This window comes from Glaciimonas sp. PCH181 (assembly GCF_003056055.1).
Taxonomy (GTDB): domain Bacteria; phylum Pseudomonadota; class Gammaproteobacteria; order Burkholderiales; family Burkholderiaceae_D; genus Glaciimonas.
Window position 1 is genome coordinate 501,825 of the sequence record NZ_PYFP01000002.1, and the last position, 20,388, is coordinate 522,212.

Annotated in this window: 15 protein-coding genes and 1 pseudogene; 11 read left to right on the top strand and 5 right to left on the bottom strand. The window is 49.7% G+C overall.

Translation table 11 applies throughout. The annotated features are described in order from the left end of the window. Positions 1 to 4: 4 nt before the first annotated feature. From C7W93_RS24850 to C7W93_RS15455, 11 genes and pseudogenes are all read left to right on the top strand, one after another. Positions 5 to 1,072 carry a hypothetical protein gene (locus tag C7W93_RS24850; RefSeq protein WP_201747269.1) on the top strand — a complete coding sequence of 356 codons (1,068 nt, stop codon included), beginning with the start codon at positions 5 to 7 and terminating at the stop codon, positions 1,070 to 1,072. 72 nt (positions 1,073 to 1,144) lie between these two features. Then, a complete protein-coding gene (locus tag C7W93_RS24480; RefSeq protein ID WP_146177568.1) occupies positions 1,145 to 1,330 on the top strand; it encodes a hypothetical protein in 186 nt (61 codons plus the stop codon). 144 nt (positions 1,331 to 1,474) lie between these two features. Further along, positions 1,475 to 2,536 (top strand): DUF551 domain-containing protein, encoded by a 1,062-nt coding sequence (locus C7W93_RS15420; protein ID WP_108441106.1) that lies wholly within the window; start codon positions 1,475 to 1,477, stop codon positions 2,534 to 2,536. Then, positions 2,533 to 2,739, top strand: coding sequence for an excisionase (locus tag C7W93_RS15425; RefSeq protein WP_201747270.1), 207 nt, complete (start codon positions 2,533 to 2,535; stop codon positions 2,737 to 2,739). Before C7W93_RS15420 ends, C7W93_RS15425 begins: the two co-directional genes overlap by 4 nt. Then, a complete protein-coding gene (locus C7W93_RS15430) occupies positions 2,709 to 3,911 on the top strand; it encodes an Arm DNA-binding domain-containing protein (RefSeq protein ID WP_161539951.1) in 1,203 nt (400 codons plus the stop codon). The genes C7W93_RS15425 and C7W93_RS15430 overlap by 31 nt, the downstream gene beginning before the upstream one ends. A gap of 215 nt (positions 3,912 to 4,126) precedes the next feature. Then, the gene (locus tag C7W93_RS15435) at positions 4,127 to 5,341 is read left to right on the top strand and encodes an integrase arm-type DNA-binding domain-containing protein (RefSeq protein WP_108441110.1); all 1,215 of its coding nucleotides are present in this window, start codon (positions 4,127 to 4,129) and stop codon (positions 5,339 to 5,341) included. 512 nt (positions 5,342 to 5,853) lie between these two features. Then, positions 5,854 to 7,287: a hypothetical protein gene (locus tag C7W93_RS15440; RefSeq protein WP_108441112.1), complete on the top strand. Its 1,434-nt coding sequence runs from the start codon at positions 5,854 to 5,856 to the stop codon at positions 7,285 to 7,287. A 402-nt stretch (positions 7,288 to 7,689) separates the two neighbouring features. Continuing rightward, positions 7,690 to 8,040: pseudogene (locus tag C7W93_RS25500) on the top strand (type I restriction enzyme HsdR N-terminal domain-containing protein); the annotation flags it as partial. 99 nt (positions 8,041 to 8,139) lie between these two features. After that, on the top strand, positions 8,140 to 10,233 hold the full coding sequence (locus tag C7W93_RS15445) for a DEAD/DEAH box helicase family protein (RefSeq protein WP_370446499.1): 2,094 nt from the start codon (positions 8,140 to 8,142) through the stop codon (positions 10,231 to 10,233). A 9-nt stretch (positions 10,234 to 10,242) separates the two neighbouring features. Beyond that, a complete protein-coding gene (locus tag C7W93_RS15450; RefSeq protein ID WP_108441116.1) occupies positions 10,243 to 12,759 on the top strand; it encodes an N-6 DNA methylase in 2,517 nt (838 codons plus the stop codon). A gap of 3 nt (positions 12,760 to 12,762) precedes the next feature. Further along, positions 12,763 to 13,500: a hypothetical protein gene (locus C7W93_RS15455; RefSeq protein WP_108441118.1), complete on the top strand. Its 738-nt coding sequence runs from the start codon at positions 12,763 to 12,765 to the stop codon at positions 13,498 to 13,500. 45 nt (positions 13,501 to 13,545) lie between these two features. Here the strand turns inward: C7W93_RS15455 and C7W93_RS15460 are convergent, their stop codons facing one another. From C7W93_RS15460 to C7W93_RS15480, 5 genes are all read right to left on the bottom strand, one after another. Beyond that, complete coding sequence (locus tag C7W93_RS15460) at positions 13,546 to 14,097, bottom strand: ATP-binding protein (protein ID WP_108441120.1); 552 nt, start codon at positions 14,095 to 14,097, stop codon at positions 13,546 to 13,548. Then, positions 14,094 to 14,564 carry an ASCH domain-containing protein gene (locus tag C7W93_RS15465; RefSeq protein WP_108441122.1) on the bottom strand — a complete coding sequence of 157 codons (471 nt, stop codon included), beginning with the start codon at positions 14,562 to 14,564 and terminating at the stop codon, positions 14,094 to 14,096. Before C7W93_RS15465 ends, C7W93_RS15460 begins: the two co-directional genes overlap by 4 nt. After that, a complete protein-coding gene (locus C7W93_RS15470) occupies positions 14,500 to 15,993 on the bottom strand; it encodes a GNAT family N-acetyltransferase (protein ID WP_108441123.1) in 1,494 nt (497 codons plus the stop codon). The genes C7W93_RS15465 and C7W93_RS15470 overlap by 65 nt, the downstream gene beginning before the upstream one ends. 115 nt (positions 15,994 to 16,108) lie before the next feature. After that, positions 16,109 to 18,568 (bottom strand): MobF family relaxase, encoded by a 2,460-nt coding sequence (gene mobF, locus C7W93_RS15475; protein ID WP_108441125.1) that lies wholly within the window; start codon positions 18,566 to 18,568, stop codon positions 16,109 to 16,111. Further along, complete coding sequence (locus C7W93_RS15480) at positions 18,565 to 20,388, bottom strand: type IV secretion system DNA-binding domain-containing protein (protein WP_108441127.1); 1,824 nt, start codon at positions 20,386 to 20,388, stop codon at positions 18,565 to 18,567. Before C7W93_RS15480 ends, mobF begins: the two co-directional genes overlap by 4 nt.

Genomic DNA, 20,388 nt, shown 5'->3' on the forward strand with positions numbered 1-20,388 from the left:
AATCATGGAATTGAATATCGAGCAGGCAACGGCATTTGCCGATAAGTTTGCTGTGACGGTTGAAAATGCCTTCATAGCCCATACGGGCGAACACATGGATCACGACGCTGCTTATGCCATTGCAGAAGCCTTGGCAGGTGCAGCACTAAGCCAGCAGGAGCCTGACAGCTATAGAGTCATCACGTCGGACGGTGTTTCTGCATTGTTTGATGCGCCGATTAACGTGACGTTCTGGCGCGAAAAAATGGGTCATACAGTTTTGCCGCTATTCGCCGCCTCACCAATGCCAGTAAACATCGCCCAATCGATCCACTATCCTGACTGTTGGGATGCGGCCACATATCCGACAGTTGAATCAGCGCTAGCCGAAATAGGTGCGTTCAAATGCTCGGAATGCACCGCGCCAGCACAGCTGCAGCATAGCGATGATGTCGCGGTAGATCGGTTCGCTGTTGCTATGAAAGAAAAGATGACTGTATCACGCGCCAATGGTAGGAGTGGATGGGACGATCATGGTCGCTGCACAAATCAAAGCCTTAGTGACATGCTCATAGCCCACGTCACCAAGGGAGATCCTATCGATGTTGCAAACTTTGCGATGATGATTCACCAGCGCGGGGAGCGTATAGCAGCGTCAGCAAAACACAAAAGCAGTTTAGCAACTGAATTGCGCGAGTACGCATCTAATTCAGGCTATAGCCATAACGACTATGCAGACGTGCTACGCGCTGGCGCTGATGCGATTGAACGGTTAGAAGCGCTGAAATACTCGGAAGCGCCAACACAGACAGTAGGCGAAAGCACTACTGGCGATAAGTATCGAGCTGAGTTGTACGATGAGGTTTGGGTGCTTGCCAGAAAGTATGGATTCGCTAACGTGACTATGGCTATAGATGCGGCAGTGAAGACAAAGTTGGTGCCATTGAGTGATGACCAGATAAAGAGCATAGCCCACGACCAGAAACACTGGGGAGCCGCCCACGGAAGCGAGGACTTAGATGGAGGTCCAGACTTAGTAATTGATCCCGTGAAATTCGCCCGCGCCATCCTCGCTACTCAGGAGGCGAAATGACAGTCTCAGAACTCATTACCGAGCTGCAAAAGCACCCTGGATACTATCCTGTTTGGCTAATCACCTATACCGATGGTCCGTCGGCAATCGACGACGTCTCCTGCGAGTCGGGAATCGGTAACGCTGGATGCATTCTCAACATTACAGGCGAATCATGATCAATCGCATAGTTACCCCATCAAGACAGCGGCGGGCCGCGAAGCCAAAGCAATCGCCTTTACCCGCCACCCTGGCAAACTCGAAGCCACTGAGCGCTGAGCGAATCGCATTCGCTGCCTGGGCATATGGTGTTGAGGCCGCTCCATGCGAAGCAAATAAGCTGGCGCACGAACGCATTGAAAAGATGGTTCGCGCCATTGTAGAAGAGGTTTGCAGGGTCTTGGTCACTAAGGAGCTAACAGCATGAGCGATAAATTACGCGAGGCATTAGAGATTGGTCTTCGGTGGGCCAACTATGGGTATTACATGAAGGACCACAGCCCCCAATCAAGTGCAAATGCGGACGCCGATGCCCGCAAGATCGAAGCCGCCCTCTTGGATTTTGCGCAGGATAACGCGACGCAAAAACATAGCGGTGACGTCAACGATATGACCATTATCGGTTTTTTTGCTGAGACATCTTTGCTAGAGGGCATTGCTCCATCGCCTAAAATCTACAATGCGGCAGTCGCCACAGTTAAGTATTTTTTGAGCACCTCAAATACTTCGAGTAGTTCGGTAGCATCTGTGCCGCACAACGAAAGCGCCGAGCACTGGAAAGCCAATCACAACAATCTGGTCAGACGTCTCGCGCTGCTGTTAGAGCGTCCCGATCTTCCGGTTGACAGAATTTCAGCCTATCAGGAGTTAGTGCAGTTGCAAGAGCGGCTAAAGCGCCACGAACTACAGTCTAAAAGTAAACATCCGGCACCGTGCGCCCGATATTGCGAGGCGAAGGCGTTTGAGATCGAGATTCGCAATTTGAGCGCTGAATTGGCGAAGGCGCAAATAGTAGTGGGCGACTTATCCGTTCTAGTTCGCCAATTAGTCCGCGCACTCAGTGGAGCCGCGCCAGACCACAGGTTGTTAGTGAGGGTGATGGACTACTTACAGCGCAAGGGCTTGCAAGGTAGTCCATTGCGAAGCGATGCCGGAATTCCGGTATCGGACGGCTGGATTGGCGTTAATGAGCGGATGCCGGAAGTGAAAACTACCGATCGCAAGGATTTCTTCATCGCTTGCAGGCGTGCGCACAACCAGAAAACTCACACGCTCAATGCGACATATTTAAATGGATTTCATCTATATGCAGATGAGGGGGCGACCGCGTCATTTACGGGATGGTACAAAAAGATGTTGAATGCGGAATTTGAGGACTATTACGAACCCATTGAAACGGAAGGCGATGTTGTTACGCACTGGATGGAGTTACCGCCTGCCCCAACGCAAGATAAGGCCACCGGATCAAAAGGAGTTGATTTATGAACCACGCAATGACTTGGGTTAAGCTTACAAAATACGTTGACATAACAGGCGACACCGCAGATGCGGTCCGGTCACGCAGAAAAATGGGTAAATGGCTGGACGGCACCCAGTGCAAGATTGTCGACGGATTTTTGTGGGTAAATTTGGCTGAGGCAGAAAAATGGGTGGAGCAATGGGGAACCAAGCAAGCACTCGCGGCATAGAACTGCGAAAAGGAACGGAATCCGAGTCCATTCGAATCCGGTTCATGTACAAGGGAATGGAGTGCCGAGAGTCACTAAAACTTGCGCACACCAAGCAGAACATCAACTACGCGATCCGCCTTCGCGGGGAAATCCTCAATGCTATTGAGCGCGGGAATTTCAATTACGCGGAATATTTTCCCGACTCAACTACGGCTAGCAAATTCGGCCCAGCTCCCGTGAAGGAGACTATCGGCGAGTTACTGCGCGAACAATTGGATATTGCAAAGAAAACACTATCAGCCAGCACACATCGTGGGTATAAGCAGGTTTGTGACTCGCATCTATTCGATCAGTGGGATAAAACCCTATTGCGCGATTTGACGGCACCGGCGATTAGGGCATGGATTGCTGGACTGGATTGCAAAATCAAGACTGTCCGCAACATTCTTACCCCATTGCGGAATGCCTTGGAGCAGGCGGTTAATGACGACCTTATCGAATTTAATCCATTGGAGCGAGTCAAACTATCAAAGATCATGCCACGAGAAGCGCGCAAAACTGACTTTGAAGTTGATCCGTTCGATATGAAGGAAATTAGCGCAATCCTGGCGGCGTGCGTCGGTCAAGAGCGAAACGTGTGGCAGCACGCGTTTGCAACGGGAATGCGAACATCGGAGTTTATCGCACTGGAGTGGCAATCGATTGACTGGGTGAGTTCAAAAATTAGTGTTGATCGCGTCAAAACTCAAGGCATCACCAAGACGGATGCCAAAACCGCAGCGGGTAATCGGAAGATAGATATGCTACGCGGCGCATACGACGCCCTGGTTGCGCAAAAGGAATTCACTCAACTAAAAGGAGGATTGGTATTTGAGGATCCTCGTTATAACGAAGGGTGGGCTGATGACCATGCGCTAGCCAAGCGCTGGCGACGAATCTTAACAAAGGCAGGAGTCAGGTATCGCAATCCGTACCAGACGCGTCATACCTTCGCTAGTACGTTGCTATCCGCAGGAGCAAACCCTTTATACGTCGCAAAGATGATGGGACACCGCGACACCGAGATGATTACCCGAAATTATGGTCGTTGGATTGAGCAGGGAACCGAATCGGAAACGCGGAAACAGCTTTTGGAGTTTTTCGCCCAAATGTCGCCCAAATCAAATGGGATAATCGGCAAAGCGTTATAGGAACAGGCTCGGCGGTGACCGTGACGCGGGTTCGATTCCCGCCGCCTCCACCAATTACGCGTATCACAAAGTCCCAAACTGTTCCAAAGGCCGCTCCCCTCATAGGGAAGCGGCCTTTTTATTGTCTCGTGAGGTATCATAAAGTATCGCCACATCCCGTGATTTCAGACGGTATGTCTGACGGTATCCCACCACCTTACAAGAGACATACCGTCATGCCCCTTACAGACATTGAAATCCGTAATGCTAAAGCAAAGGATAAAGACTACAAGCTTTCTGATGAACGAGGTCTTTATCTTCTTATCAATAAAGCAGGAAAATATTGGCGTTATGACTATCGTTTTTCAGGAAAACGCAAAACGTTTGCGATAGGGGTTTATCCAGACATAACCCTTGCCGTTGCCAGAGTAAAACTTAACGAAGCACGTACCTTAGTCGCAAACGAGATCGATCCTGCGGTAAATAAGCAGGTGCAAAAGGCGGCAACCGTAGCTAGAGCGGCCAACAGTTTTGAAGTGGTGGCCCGCGAATGGTTTGCAAAATTCTCCAAAGAATGGGCGGAGAGTCACAGCAGCAAAATTCTCCGCCGCTTAGAGCGAGACATTTTCCCTTGGATTGGTGGCCGCCCAATTGCGGACATTACACCGCCCGAACTTTTAGCCGTGCTGCGCAGAATTGAAAACCGTGGCGCACTAGAGACAGCGCATCGAGCACATCAAAACTGCAGTCAGGTATTCCGTTACGCAGTAGCGAGCGGACATATGCAACGCGACTTCTCGCCGGACTTACGCGGAGCGATTCCGCCAGCGAAAGAAACTCACCACCCATCAATTACTGACCTCAAGGGGATAGGTGAACTAATGCGGGTCATTCAAAGCTACGGTGGCTCATTTGTTACCCAGTGTGCGCTACGGCTCCTTCCTCTCGTTTTTGTTCGTTCGGCAGAACTACGGAAAGCCGAATGGGTAGAGTTTGATATAGATCGGGCGGAGTGGCGCGTTCCTGCTGAGCGCATGAAAATGAAGGAACAGCATATCGTTCCCCTCTCCTTCCAGGCTGTCGTAATCCTGCGGGAGCTTCACCCACTGACGGGTCACGGGAAATATGTTTTCCCGGGCGCAAGGACAAACGGACGTCCAATGAGTGAGAATACCGTCAACGGTGCGTTACGCCGCTTGGGGTATAGCAAAGAAGAAATGACCGGCCACGGTTTTCGGAGCATGGCATCTACGCATTTAAATGAACAGGGCTGGAATCCAGACGCCATCGAACGCCAACTGGCGCATGGTGAGCGCGATCCCGTGCGCGGGGCTTATAACTTTGCTGAATATTTGGGAGAGAGGCGCAATATGATGCAGTCTTGGGCCGATTTTCTTGACAAACTGGCCAGCGGGGATAAAGTCATGCCAATAGACAACAAAGTTGCTTAGTAAATTGCCCGAGATTATTTTAACGGAATGGGGCGGAGTGTTCAAATCACCACGTCCCAACCAATGAAATCAAAGACTTAGGCCGATCCGACGATCGGCCTTTTCTATTTTAATTATTCTGTACCTTAGTTGCGGCAAGTTTTTTCTCCACAATTATTGACTTTTTTCGTAGTCAGTACGCTACGCTGATCCGCAATTATCCTAACAAACTGTTCATGTCCAGCAGCAACCCCTGCATTCATATCCCTTAAATGCAGAAACGGCCGAATAATTCGAGCAATTTTCCGCGTGACACCGAACAAAATAAGACCAGATATTTTCCTCGTTTATGTTTACTGGTATCAATGTTTCCACACCGAAGGTAGTATTCAAGCGCATGCCGTTTGTACAACTATTGGAAAATATGCGTCGCCTCATGCATCTTTATCTCTAACTCACCAAAGCACCATTGTTATATGTAGGTTCCGCAGCTCAAATTTAATGTGGTTTGACGATAACAACGAGGGATTAAGATGCGAATTTCGCAATATTTTAAGCTCAATAAAGAACAGCCTTATTTAGATTTCGTGGATATTCGATTAGATACGGACCTTGCGGTTTTCGTAGATCCTGGCCGATTAAGAAGTCTCCAAAGTACATGGGCGACAGAGTGTCTTTCCCTCATTCAAGATTATTTCGACACCGTACTTAAAAAAATCAACAATGGGGATGATGAAGGTGCAATCAATCTTCTTAGTTGCCTAAAAGAAAGTAATGACTTCCATTTTGGCTTTTCGAAAGGAAAATCGCGAGGCAATGGAATGGGTGACGGATCGGCTCATGACGTATGGGGAGCTTTGACCAAGAGTAAAGCGAGTATCACGGGCCTTCTCCAAGACCTTGAAGACACATGTTTGCTAATTGATGGAATAGGCCCAGATAGAATTTCAGATGCCGTCTGCAACATTCTGCGTGGCCCCCTAATTCAATACACCCAGGAGGTCTGTAATTATTATGGAATTGAATTAACTCCAGACGTTGCATCTGGTCCTGTTTGGAATCCAGATAAAGAGCTGTGGGAAGAGCGCTTAATTGCCCTGCCTATGACGGAGTATGGACGCGTGATTCTCGTTCCGAAAATAATCGTTCGGCATCAGATCTGGTATGACTCACAGGAATATTACCGCTATTACCTACTCCCGCACATGCAGAGCGAGGAAAAACGCCTTCATACTGCATTAGTCGAGACGCTTAAAGACGGCCGGACACGGGTAACAAAAAAAAGCTTGATGCATAAATACGGCGCCGACAAACTAGCGGTTGTCGAACAGACCCTTAAGCACCCATCAGTCTTAGATAACTACAGAGAGGCGAAGAAAAAACGCTTTCCAAAGCCAATGGATCATGAAACATTGGCAGACATAGAGACTACACCCCCACCCGACTTTGCTTTAAAGCTTAAAAAGCTTTCTGCTGTCCCACCAGGCAGGGATCATGCGACAGTTTATGAAAATTTGATCGAAGAAATCCTGTCCGCCCTCTTTTACCCATGCTTAACTTCGCCAACAAAACAACATAACATCCATGAGGGTAGAAAACGGATTGACCTTACATATGTAAATAGTGCTTCGTCCGGCTTTTTCGCTTGGCTTGCGATGCATTACCCAAGTGGGCATATTTTCATCGAATGCAAAAATTTCAGCTCCGACATTAGTAATCCAGAACTAGACCAGCTTTCAGGGCGGTTCTCTCCTAGCCGTGGTCGAGTTGGGTTATTGCTGTATAGAGAAATCGACAATCGAGAAAAATTTATTCAACGGTGCATTGATACAGCGAAAGATGACCGTGGTTTCATAATCCCGCTAGGAGACACCGATCTAGCAGAATTAATCGGAAATTATCTTGAAAACCCAAAAAGCCAAGCGTTCTCCCATCTCAAGTCTCTTTTTAACCGATTGATAATGTAATTGAGTTAATGAAGCCCTCTACTCTCGTTGCGGAGGCAAGGCGCTTTGTTGTACGTAAGGCTATGCCTATACGTACAGAACAAGAAATTTGATCTTATGCGCCCGTTAGGGCCATTTATCAATTACGTACAGGTAAAATACGGACTGCACTTTAACGGACAATAAGGGTGCCCGCCAAACGATGTATCGGATACTGGCGAACCCAGCTGAAGCGGTAGCCAAAGCTACGGTGTGGTTTCAATAGTGTATCGCACCAGAATTCCCCGATTTCTGGGTTGCAACAAAATTTACGATGGCCATACACCCCCGACTCGTAATTCAGTCGGGTATTCTCGTTGTGTTTCCTTGTTTCCCACGCAACTGAAGAGTATGGTTGCACTTGGATAATGTTGCTAAAATAAAATGACTATTAAAGAAGCCACTGCCCGCATCAAGATTAACAAACTGCTCGAAGTTGCTGGTTGGCGTTTCTTCACCGATGGCAAATTACCTGCAAACATCCAGCTTGAGCCCAGTGTCACGATCAAAACACAGGACCTTGACGCTCTCGGCGAAGACTTCGAGAAATCATCAAAAGGATTTATTGATTTTCTTCTTCTCAACGAGAAAGGCTTTCCCTTTATAGTCCTGGAGGCAAAGGCTGAATACAAAAGTCCGCTCGTTGGGAAGGAGCAAGCCCGCAAATACGCTCGTTCGCAGAACTGCCGTTTTATCATCCTTTCTAACGGCAACCTGCATTACTTCTGGGATCTGGAGCGCGGCAATCCCTACGTCATCACAACATTCCCGACGCCCACGTCAGTGATCGGCTATCAGAAAACCGTCCCCGATCCTAAGCGTCTTGTTGAAGAGGTGGTTGACGACGACTATGTTGTTCTCACACAGCGACCCAGCTATGCTGCCGAGGCCTCTTGGAAGAATAAGGCCGAACGCCCTGAATTCATCGACGCGAACAGTCTGCGTTTCCTCCGCCCCTATCAAAAGAAAGCCATATACGCCCTGCAAAGTGCCGTCAAAGATGGCAAAGACCGCTTCCTATTCGAGATGGCCACCGGTACCGGCAAGACACTCACGTCTGCCGCCGTAGTCAAACTTTTTTTGCGCACGGGTAATGCTAGGCGCGTGCTTTTTCTGGTGGATCGTTTAGAACTTGAAGACCAAGCTAAAAAAGCTTTCAGCAAGGTGCTCGCCAACGATTACAAAACCGTCATCTACAAAGAAAACCGTGATGATTGGCGACGCGCTGAAATTGTTGTCACCACCGTCCAGTCACTACTTTTTAACAACAAGTACCAGCAGCTCTTCTCGCCTACCGACTTCGACCTCGTCATCTCAGACGAGGCCCACCGCTCCATTGGCGGCAATGCCCGCGCCGTTTTCGACTACTTTATCGGGTACAAACTCGGCCTTACCGCCACACCGAGCGACTACCTCAAAAAGTTTGAGAAAGCGAAACCTACCACCAAGGACCCACGCGAATTCGAACGCCGTTTGTTGCTCGACACTTACCGCACCTTCGGCTGCGATGATGGCCAGCCCACATTCCGTTATTCCCTGCTCGATGGCGTGAAAGATGGCTTCCTTATCAATCCTACCGTAGTAGATGCCCGCAGCGAGATCACCACACAGCTTCTCTCGGAAAATGGGTTTATCGTTGAATTCAAAGACGATCAGGGCGAAGATCAGAAAGAGACTTTCAAGCAGCGCGAATTCGAGAAACGCTTCTTTTCCGACGCCACCAACCAGCTTTTCTGTAAAACATTTCTGGCGCATGCGCACCGCGACCCCATCAGCGGCGAGATTGGTAAATCCATCATCTTTGCCGTTAGTCAAAATCACGCCGCCAAACTTGCGCAGATTCTGAACCTGATGGCGGACATGATGTTCCCAGGCAAATACCAGTCTGATTTTGCCGTGCAAGTCACCTCGCAGATTACCGACGCCCAGCAGTTCACCATCAACTTCACCAATAACAACCTGCTCGGATCAGCCAATTTTCTGCCAAGCTACAAAACCAGCAAAGCTCGCATCTGCATTACCGTCGGCATGATGACGACGGGCTACGATTGCCCCGACCTGCTCAACCTTGGCCTGTTCCGGCCGATCTTTTCGCCCACCGATTTCATCCAGATCAAAGGGCGCGGCACCCGCAAACACAATTTCCTCGAACAGCTATTCGATAACGACCTCAAGGAAATTGTCAAGAAACCGTGCAAAACCTCTTACAAACTGTTCGATTTTTTTGCCAATTGCGAATTCTTCGAAGAAGAGTTCAACTACGACGAGATTCTCAAACTACCTAAACCAAAAGGGCAAGGCAGCGAAGATGCGGGGGGTGGCGCGGGACCAGTGGCCTATGGTGAAAGCTACGAGCACTTAGGCGCAGATTTTATCTCATCCATTCAACAAGAGACCATCGGCTATGAGGGCATGAAGATCGACCGCATGTTCTACGAGAAATTCGAGGACACCATGCGCGAGAATGCGACCATCGTTGAGGCCGTCGAGGCAGGCCAGTGGGACCGTGTTATTGATTACGTCAACCGCGAAGTGTTTGACAAGCCTAACGAATTCTATACCCTCGATAAGCTCCGTAAAGCCGCTGCCGTGGATCGTCGCCTCGGCCTGCGCGAAATTCTCGAAAAAATCTTCGGCCTGATCCCGCGCTTCAAATCCAAGGATGAACTGCTTGAAGAAGAATTCTCGAAATTCGTCGCCGACTACAAACCGGAAGAAGCTGAGGCTATTCCGGCGCTCAAGAATTACTTCAAGGCCTACGTCACCAGCGACCAGATTCGCCACATCATCGAGACTAAACAATACACCGATCTCGCCACCAATCCGATCTTCTCGACCCGTGACCTCAGGGCCGTGCCAGAGCAATACCGCACACTCATACCCAATTACATCAAGGACTACGTATCCTTGAACCAATTTGCTGCATAAAGGATTTTCATGCTGGACTCCGTTACCAAACGCCGTATCGACACCGCCCGCGACATCCTCGTCGGTAAGGTCCCTGACCCAAAATCCCAAGTCGAGCAAATCACCATCGCCCTCATCTACAAATTCATGGATGATATGGACGCCGAAGCCGAAGAGCTGGGCGGCAAGCGTAAATTCTTCACCGGCGACTTTACCCGCTACGGCTGGGCCAAGCTGATGAGCGCAGGCATTGGCGGCCACGAATTGATCGGCCTCTACGGTGAAGGCATCACCACCATGCCGCAGAACCCCGGTATCCCCCTGCTGTTTCGCGATATTTTCAAAAACGCTTATCTACCGTATCGCGACCCCGAGACGCTCAAGAGTTTTCTTAAAATTATCGATGAATTTAGCTACGACCACTCCGAGCGACTCGGCGACGCCTTCGAATACTTGCTATCCGTCCTCGGCTCGCAAGGCGATGCGGGTCAGTTCCGCACCCCGCGCCACATCATTGATTTCATCGTTGAGGTGATGGCACCAAAAAAAGGCGAGATGATTCTTGACCCCGCTTGTGGCACGGCGGGTTTCCTCATCTCCGCTTACAAATACATTTTGCGTACGAATATCGACGCCAAAAATACCAGCACGCTCACCCCTGACGAAAAAGGCCGCATCGCCAAAAACTTTCAGGGCTACGACATCTCGCCCGACATGGTACGCCTATCGCTGGTGAACCTTTACTTGCACGGGTTCTCAGATCCGCACATCGTCGAATACGACACACTCACATCCGAAGAACGCTGGAACGAATCCGCTGACGTCATTCTTGCGAATCCGCCCTTCATGTCGCCGAAAGGCGGCATCAAGCCGCATAAACGCTTTTCCATTCAGGCCAAGCGCAGTGAAGTGCTGTTTGTGGATTACATCGCCGAGCACCTCACGCCTACTGGTCGTGCTGGCATCATTGTTCCCGAAGGCATCATCTTTCAGAGCCAGAACGCTTACAAAGAACTGCGGAAAATGCTGGTCGAAAATTCGCTCGTCGCCGTAGTTTCGCTCCCAGCGGGCGTGTTTCAGCCTTACTCTGGCGTCAAAACTTCCATCCTAATCCTCGATAAATCCCTCGCCAAACAAAGCCACAGCGTTGCCTTTTTCAAAATCGAAAACGACGGCTTCGGTCTTGGTGCACAACGCCGCGCGAATGGAGGAGAACAACTTACGCAGGTAAAAATTGAACTGGCCGAATACCTGCAAGCGCTCCGCAGGCAACAAGCCACCGACAAGCTTCAGCCCACGCTCGGACTGATTGTGGCGAAGGAAAAAATCGCCGCGAACGGCGACTACAACCTCAGCGGGGAGCGGTATCGGGAGATTGGGGTAAGCTCATCCAAATTTCCCAAACTACGCTTAGGCGACGTCTGCACATTGAATCCACTCAAGAGCGAACTTAGGGACTTGGGCGGTGAAACTTCCGTCTCCTTTGTGCCCATGGCAGACTTGAACGAGCATAGAATTTCATTCCGGCCCAGTGAAGAGAAAAGGCTGTCGGAAGTTTCGAACAGCTACACCTACTTCAAAGACAATGACGTGTTGCTGGCAAAAGTGACGCCCTGCTTCGAGAACGGCAAAGCGGGTATCGCGCGAAATCTCGTCAATGGAATCGGGTTCGGTTCAAGCGAGTATTACGTACTGCGGACCGAAGGGCTTGCACTCCCTGAATGGATCTACTTTTGTGTTACCCATCCAATCTTCCGAGATAGCGCGATTGCCCAGATGACTGGCACCGGAGGTTTACAACGCGTACCGCGTAGCTATGTGGAGAACTTCGAAATCCCTCTCCCGCCGCTGGAGGTGCAGAAGGAGATCGTGGCGGAGATCGAGGGCTACCAGAAAGTCATCAATGGCGCCCGCACCGTCCTCGACCACTACCGCCCCCACATCCCCATCCACCTTGACTGGCCGGTCTTCGAACTCAGCGAAGTGTCGACCAAAATCACCGACGGCGCGCATTTCACCCCAACTTACACTGAGTCTGGCGTTCCGTTTCTGCGTGTTACCGACATCACTGGAAGCAACACGTCGAAAAAGTTTATTCCGCAGGACGAGCATAACGAACTCATCAAGCGCTGCCGTCCAGAGAAGGGAGATGTTCTTTACTCAAAGAACGGCACCATCGGCATTGCAAAGCTCATCGATTGGGATTGGGAGTTCAGCATATTCGTGAGCCTCGCTCTAATTAAGCCCAAGAGAGAGTTGCTGGACCCGCATTATTTGGCGTGCTTTTTGAATTCCGACACGGCATATGCTCAGGCGACTGCCCGCTCCAAGTCAGGCACGGTTACGAACCTCCATCTCGTCGATATTAAAACGATCAAAATCCCCCTCCCACCCCTCGCCACGCAGCAAGCCATCGTCGCCGAGATCGAAGCCGAGCAAGCGCTGGTCGCCGCCAACCGCGAACTGATGATCCGCTTCGAGAAAAAAGTCCAGGCCACCATCGCCCGCGCCTGGGGTGAAGAAGATCTACCTGAAGTGGAGGTCTAGGCTATGGACGAGGCACTCGAATTAGCAGACTATCTCCCCGTGTCGTACAAGACGCAATCCGAGGGCAAGTATATTACTTTTCTCTGGGATGCCTTTCAGAGCAACTACGCGACGGGGAAATACGAATTCTCCAGCCTCGCCTTTCACCTGCTATATATGAGCTTCGTCAGTTTTTCGATCTGGCAAATCCGGTTGGTTCGCGAACAAGATTTCAAGAATGCGCTCGTCGGCTTTCAAAGCGAGTCTGAGAATACGCTCCTCGACGCTGACACGCCGTTCAAATTTTACGAAAAACTGAAGGAATCGCAGATCTTCCGTTTCCTAAAACTAATAGGTTGCGGAAACGAGCAAGTCGGTGAATTCGCGAAATTTGTAAAGCGTCGCAACAAGATCGCACATCCCAGTGGCACTGTCTTCTTCAACGACCAAAAATCGATTGACACCGAAATCAAGGAGATGATGCTAGAAGTGGCCAACATTCAGCGATGTATGCGTCCGATTATTCAAGAAGTGTACGGCCGTTTTTTGATCGGAGGTTCAGACCAAGAAGAACGCGAGTATGCAACCCCAGATCAAGAGATAGAAGCTAACCTGTTCCATCGAAATTACATCTCGCTAAAAGACATCGAAATCTGCATCGACTTTGACATCACCAGTTTACCTACGCATGAACACTCTGAAGCAATACAAGAATTGCACAACACTTTGATCTCAAAATATGAAAACTGTGACTACCAATGAGTATGACGACAAATCACTCAACACGGACATGCTGCGGCACATTGGTTAAGCGTTTATTTGTATATGTGGACGCCTCTTTAGCAAAGCTTCAACAACTTCCTTGAACTGGGCTGGATTAGGAGTCCGCATAATTTGCAAGGGCAAGCCAAGCATTGTGGCAACCCTATTGGCATGGGCGGCCTCAGCTATCGCAAAGGACGCTAAGTCCGCAACGTTCCACGAATGATCGCCCCGTTCTGACAACCGCACCGAGATGACCTCAACATCACACTCAAGCAATAGAACAGCGTCAATTCGCAAACAACGGAATACCTTTTCCGCAATCGGTATATGCACGCCATGTTCGCCACGAAGAACAAAATGCCCATCAAGCAGTAGCGATGGATCACTTTCTTTCAATCTTGAGACTGCTGAAATTAGAGCAGTCTGGTTATCGTCCACTTCGCTAACTTGTTTATCTTTACCCCACGATTGCCCCCCACGCTCTTCTCTTATCAACTGACTCGCTGTCGCATGCCTGATTCCGAGTTGTTTAGCTATGGGGGCGGCAAGATAGGTCTTCCCGACACCATGAATGCCAGCAACGAAAATAATCACTGTTTAGCCTTCCTTATTCGCACTTTCTGTTCGAGTTTTCGTATTTCAGCTGCCGACAAGTAGCGAAACGATTGCGGTGCCGAAAAATTCTCAATGACAGCCTGCGGCTCAATCATTTTCTCGAATTTAACAACGTCATCCAAGAGCACGGCATACCCAGCATCTTTACCGCTGAAATAGTCAAAAAGCTCACGCCTAGTCAGTCCTCCGCCGCGTTGAACACTGTGTTTCCATAGAGTGGACGGTGCCGCTCTCACGACGTCTTGCACATTCACGCGTCCCACAAGGCGGCAAACTGGAGAACTGGCGTAGATAACAATCATTCCCACCTGCTCGGCAGCCCACATACGACGCAATTCGACTGTTTTCGTACCAGCAAGAATTAGCTCAGCGTATTTAGGCTTAATTGAAAGAACTATGGCTCTTCCACCCTGCGGCAGTAAGCACTTTTGAGAATTGGTCATCATGAATGTGTCGAATTGATTGAATTGGTCCTGCTACACCGCATTCCCGCTGAAGTTGAGCATAGCTAACTGGTCGAGATAGATGCTCGACCGAACGGAAGAGAATAACTTTCGTCTGTTTTTTCGCCATTGTTTCTATTTCTTCTTGACTGTAGACCGTCCGGCGGCTGACGAGGCTGGCTATTTCGGCAGGGTCTTGTAGCACCTTAAACTTATCCACGATACCAATTGTGGTTACAGACATCTCGTCATGTGTACGGTAGAACAGTAAGACATCACCAGCGCCGATAGCAGTTGTCTTCGCATGACACAAATAGGCCAGCTTGATCGCGTTGCCTACGCTGTTCGACGGGTTGAACAAGCGGCCTTGATGCGGACTGTAATCAGGAAAAAGCGTTTCGTGATACTCCGGCAAGATGGGAACGATGAATTTCTGTACGTCCGCATCATATCTAAAATGTGGAAAATATCGACGAGCATAGTCGAGCGGCGGCAATCCAGCTGGCTCAGGAGCTGATAGCGGATGAGTCTTCACCATCACTAGATCACCTGAATACGTCCCGCGTTCCTCAAAACCAAAATCTTCTAGTAAACGCAAAAGGTAATCGTGGCGCTCGGCATCGGCATGAATGAACAGATGTTCGCATGCGTTATTGGTGGCATAGCGGAATGCGGCCTTGAGAAATAGCTCTCCGATTTTCCGTCCGCGAACCTTTTCACCAACCTTGAAGGTGCAAAGTTTGAGCGCATCTCCAGTAAGGCACTCTTTCGCATCATTGAGAACCTCACCATTTTGTACGGTATAAATACAAAGTGCCGACAAATTTCCATGTTCGTCCCTGTACACCCACGCTCGCCGGTCGTCGCGCGCCGTACGACGAAACCATTCATCAAACCCGGCGTACCCTTCACGCAAGCTATCAAAGAAATCCGTAGCTAGACTTGGTGTCAGGCTATGCAGCGGTACATCCTCAATATTGGGAAGAACCTCCTGCTTCGGCTCGTGCAGCCCACGGAGCCAGTATTGCGCCATTTGGATCGTATAAACACGATCACTCAATCCTCTTGTTCGCGCCTTACCGTGAATACCCCTGTCCTCAGTAACTAATGCATGCACCGCATCGCATTCAAGGGCATAGAGAATTTCGTTATCGCATGCCTCGTTGGCCGTAGTTTCCGGCGTATTCCAAGGGCATCGTGCAGGGTTATCAAGCTGTGAGTATTGCGCAAGACGATGAAGATTCATTTCGCGCCGCTGCTCATCGGTATCTCGCCGAAAATCCGCAATGGTCGCGGGATGGTAGAGCAACTGATGCCCACCGACTCCGGCTAATCGAACGAAGTCAGTCAGATTCGGCTCAAGAACCTGATAAGAGTCCTGAAGTGGAATTAGAATGTTTGTGTCGAGCAGAAATCGAAGTCGCAGCGCCAAGCTTCAGGTTCCCCATTGTGGTCGCATACCAGAACAACTTGTTCATTACATTTATGGCACTCAGAATAACCGATGAAATACGCTTTTGTCTATCTGGCAATAGGGTGCGCCCAAATCAGGTCGCCATTTCTTGTTCCAACTGATAATCGAGCGATGTATCTTTCTGGCGTGACCTCGACATTACATTTTGCAACTGTTTAGCAAACTCCTCTGAGCAGAAGATGCGCGTTTTATCTCGCGCCCTACTCACCCCCACGTAATTCCATTCGCGGTCACCCATTCCTTCGGACATCAGAATGAACACTTTATCTGCCGTGACTCCCTGGCCTTTATGCATCGACATGGCATACCCATATTCGATCTCCTGACAACCAAGGCGGCCTAGTTTTTTTGGATCTCCGAAAACAAATTGAATCGCCCGGCCGCTATCAAGCTGAACTTGGAAAACGTAGTGACCATCTTTTCGCTGGTCGATGCCAAGTACAGTGCCTAGGTCACCATTTTTGACGCCGATCGAGCGATTGTTCCGACAAAAAATGATGCGGTCGTTCTCAGCAAATTCGCGCTCGTAGCGGATATCATTGATGACAGTTTCAACTTGAACAGATCTTCCAAAACGTTTGTCCCGACGAGCGCGTTCTCGCGCCAACTGATTAAGATGAAATGCTTCTGCTCGTGTCCCGGCCAGCATTAACGCTTCTTGCGGTCTAGATGAGTCAAACTGAGCAGCCCACTCCTCTTCCATTTTCAACATAGCTGAAGAGACATTGGCGCATACCGCGATCCCGCCGCGTGCTTTGATCAAAACCAATGCCTGTGCAACGCTCCCTTCTGCAAATTGACGCACGATTTCTTTATCAACGTCATGACGTTGGCGTATGACATTCCGTAATGATGCGTAGCCTAGCCGCTCTGCCAGCAAACGAAAAGCGCCGCCCGCATCAATAGGCTGCAACTGCCGACTATCCCCAACCAGAACCGCTTTAGCACCCACATCATGAATCTGATTCAGCAGCTTTGAAAGCTGTTTCGAACCGATCATTCCTGCTTCGTCGATAACAAGAACTGATTGTGGTGATAGCTTTACTGTTCCCTTTTCCAGCTCTTCTATTAATGAATGAACTGTTTGTGAATGAATCCCGGCGGATTGCTCTAGTCCGTCAGCTGCTTTTCCGGCTAGCGCCGCCCCCCGCACATCCAAACCCGCCGCTTGCCACGCTTCGCGTGCTGCCCTCAACATAAATCCTTTCCCCGTCCCGGCCATTCCTTGCACGATTTTCACTCCACCGGGATCAACTGTTATATAGCGTAAGGCGGATATTTGTTCTTCGGTGAGCGTCTTGTGTGCAGCTATGGCGTCAGAAGGACTGGCGTAGTGGTTCAACTCTCCGGCGCGACTTTGTGCATTTTCAACCAAGGCCTGCTCCAGCTTGATTTGTGATTGGGTTGTGTAGCGACACTCTGTCGAGCCAGATCTCTTGTCGATCTGATTGTTTTTAGCGATCAGGCGGACCAGTTCCGCATGACACATCAGGTCTGTGATGTACTTGTCAATTTCTTCGGCGTCCTTAATCCCCTGCGCCACCACTGCAACCGCATGATGCAGTTGCATCGGCGTGAATGTGGACATTTTTTCAGTCATCAGATCAAACATTTGTGTGGGTGTAGGCATAAACAAGCACTGTGGTGCGAATGAGCGCAGCAGTTGAATATCGCCGCTGGCAATTCCGTTCTGGCGGCCCGTTTCCTCCCACTCATCCAACAAGGTAGCGCGGGATTCGCACAATGGTTTTGATTGCCTGGTTGCGAGTGTCGCAATTTTCATCCCAGCATGACTAGTAAAACCGGTCTCATTGGCATAGGCGAGAATTTGCTGCCGCCTCGTTGAGAATACATCGCAGATGGATTTATCAATGCCGACAATGCTGAAGCTCCCCCTCCCTTCCTGTTGAATAGAGAAACCCGACATCTTCACTTCATGGGCTAGTTGCGCCCGATAAACGGCTCCCGCCGCCATTTTCCATCTTGAGTCAAAGTCGATCGCACAGACCGTGCCATCTTTTCGCAATCCGAGATTCGCGCATAAAACGTGGGTATGCAGTTGAGGATCGAGCTCCCGGCTTGTGCCATGTTCGTACGCGGCAGCCAGCACTCTGTCAATTTTTTCAAACCCATCATTCCGATCGCGGCTAGAAAATGCATGTTGCTCCAAAAAAGCCAATGCAGACGCCACTGCTTTCGCCTGGGCTTGTTTGATTGACTCTCGAATCTCCGTGCCTCCCAATGCCCAAGCCGTCGACACAGATTTGGGCGAGGAAAACGTAAAGTCCCACCCAGGCTTATGCTCCGGCCCTGCATTACTCGCCAAGTTCTCGCCGGTTTTGGGGTGGAAGCCCCGCAACAATAGTCCTAACTCGCCCGGTTTTACCTGACCCTGGATCCAAAGTGCCGGAGACAGACCGCCAAGATAAAGGCCGGGTGGTTCACCACCCTTCTCGTAATAATCCTCTTCTGCTAAATTCTCGAAATATTCGACCGCTTCTTCTGCAGCTGCAATGGGGCTAAAAGTCATCATTTTGGCTCTGCCTTTCTTTTAATTTTCACAGCTGTTTTTTTTGCTAGAGGAATTCTTGATGCAACTATTGCGTCAATTTTTCGGAAAGTGCCGTTGGCTTGAGACGGCTGTGTTTGATCGCAGTCTGGACTCGCCCAATCTGCCAAAATTAAGCCGCTCCGAACCAGTGGAATTTTTTTCGCCGGCCATCTCAGTTGCAAAGTCATCCCCCACCCGTCGATCGAAAGCCATCCTTGAATACCGCGTCTCAGCGACGCGAGTTTCAAACCAGACACCTGGTCAGACAGAACGAGTTGCTGCGGTTGTACTTGACTTAAGGTCGCAATTTTTCCCGCGTCTTCAGCGTTTTTCGATGAATCGTATCTTTCGACCTCTCGTGCTCCGAGCAGCTTTGAAGCATAGTCAGCGCCGGGGCCAGCACCAATTTGCAAAATGATTTTTGTTCGCAGCATCGAAATTAGTGAATCAATTTCTTGTCTGCCGTACGTCTCAATAAGCAATCCGATATCTTGAAGGCCGAGCCAAATTGAAACGCCTTTCGAACGTCCCAGAGCAGTAAGATTTTTGAGCTGTTCCACATATGGAATTTGTGCGATTTCATCCAGCAAAAAATACAGTCGTCTGTTCGCGTTATCAGGAAACTGCGGCGACAAAACCTGACGCGAAATCAGATTCAGCACGGCGCAACAAAGCGGATCTGATACGGATGCAAACGCCTTATTCACTTGCAGCAAGAGAACTGGTTTGCAATTCGAGTCATCTTTCAACCACTCATTGAGATTGAACTTGCCAACCGATATCGGCCAGGCAGTAGCGAGATGACGGATGAATGCCAACTCTCTAATCAGGTCGAAGACGACCGACTCACTGGTGCGCGAGTTTTCTCGGAATATTTTTAGACCAATGGCGAAGTGGCGCGTAAATGCTTCGACTATTTCGTTGGCCGGGGCTTCAATCGCTTGGGCTAGATCTGTCCACCCCCATTTTGTTCCGTGTGTTTTTTGAAGACAAACAATGAGACCTGTCAGCATCAAGCGTGCAGCTTTACTGAAGACAGCATTTTCGCCTTTGGAAACTGGCACCGTCGATGCTGCGAATAGTTCTGCATCCAGTTCGGTTTTAACCGTCGCCCCAATATCCAGCGCTTCCGATCGACTATCCCATGGCGCGAGGATTATTGAAATTGAAGGATCAACCTGCCCAGTAAAATCGCCCTTGTTGTCGAGCAAAAATATTTTTGCGCTGGGTCGTGCAATCATCTGCAAAAGTGCCGACCATAAGACTTGTGTCTTGCCGCTACCAGGACTACCAAGCACTAGCACACCCAGTAGTTCTCTGGCGCGGCTCAACTGGATAGACGGATGTATGCGAATACCTGATTCCCCGTCGGCACATTCGGCAAGAGACGATTTGCGCCCACTCTTGATCGCGTCTCGCCCATAAAAATACCGTGTGCCACGCAAATGAATTAATCCGTCTCCAGGCTTAGCGCCGTGATATCCGACCAACACACCAGCAAAGGTCGAAATCACGACCGGTGCATAGACGTGAATTGAAAAAGCAACGGCCGTGCCGGATTGGCGAATTAAACTTTCCTCCACAGACCAAGATGCCGCTTTGTACCCAGCCTTCGCCAACCAAAAATGGAACACAGCAGGAGGCAACTGTGTCCATCCTCGCCAGGACCATGTCGGATCAATCAAGGGGAACGAGATGTGAAAGCCTGCCCAAGTCAGTATTACGCTCGACAGAAGGAACACGAAGACACCAAGCTGGAATCCAGCCTCAATTTTCCAAACACCATTTACGTTGGTTTGCAT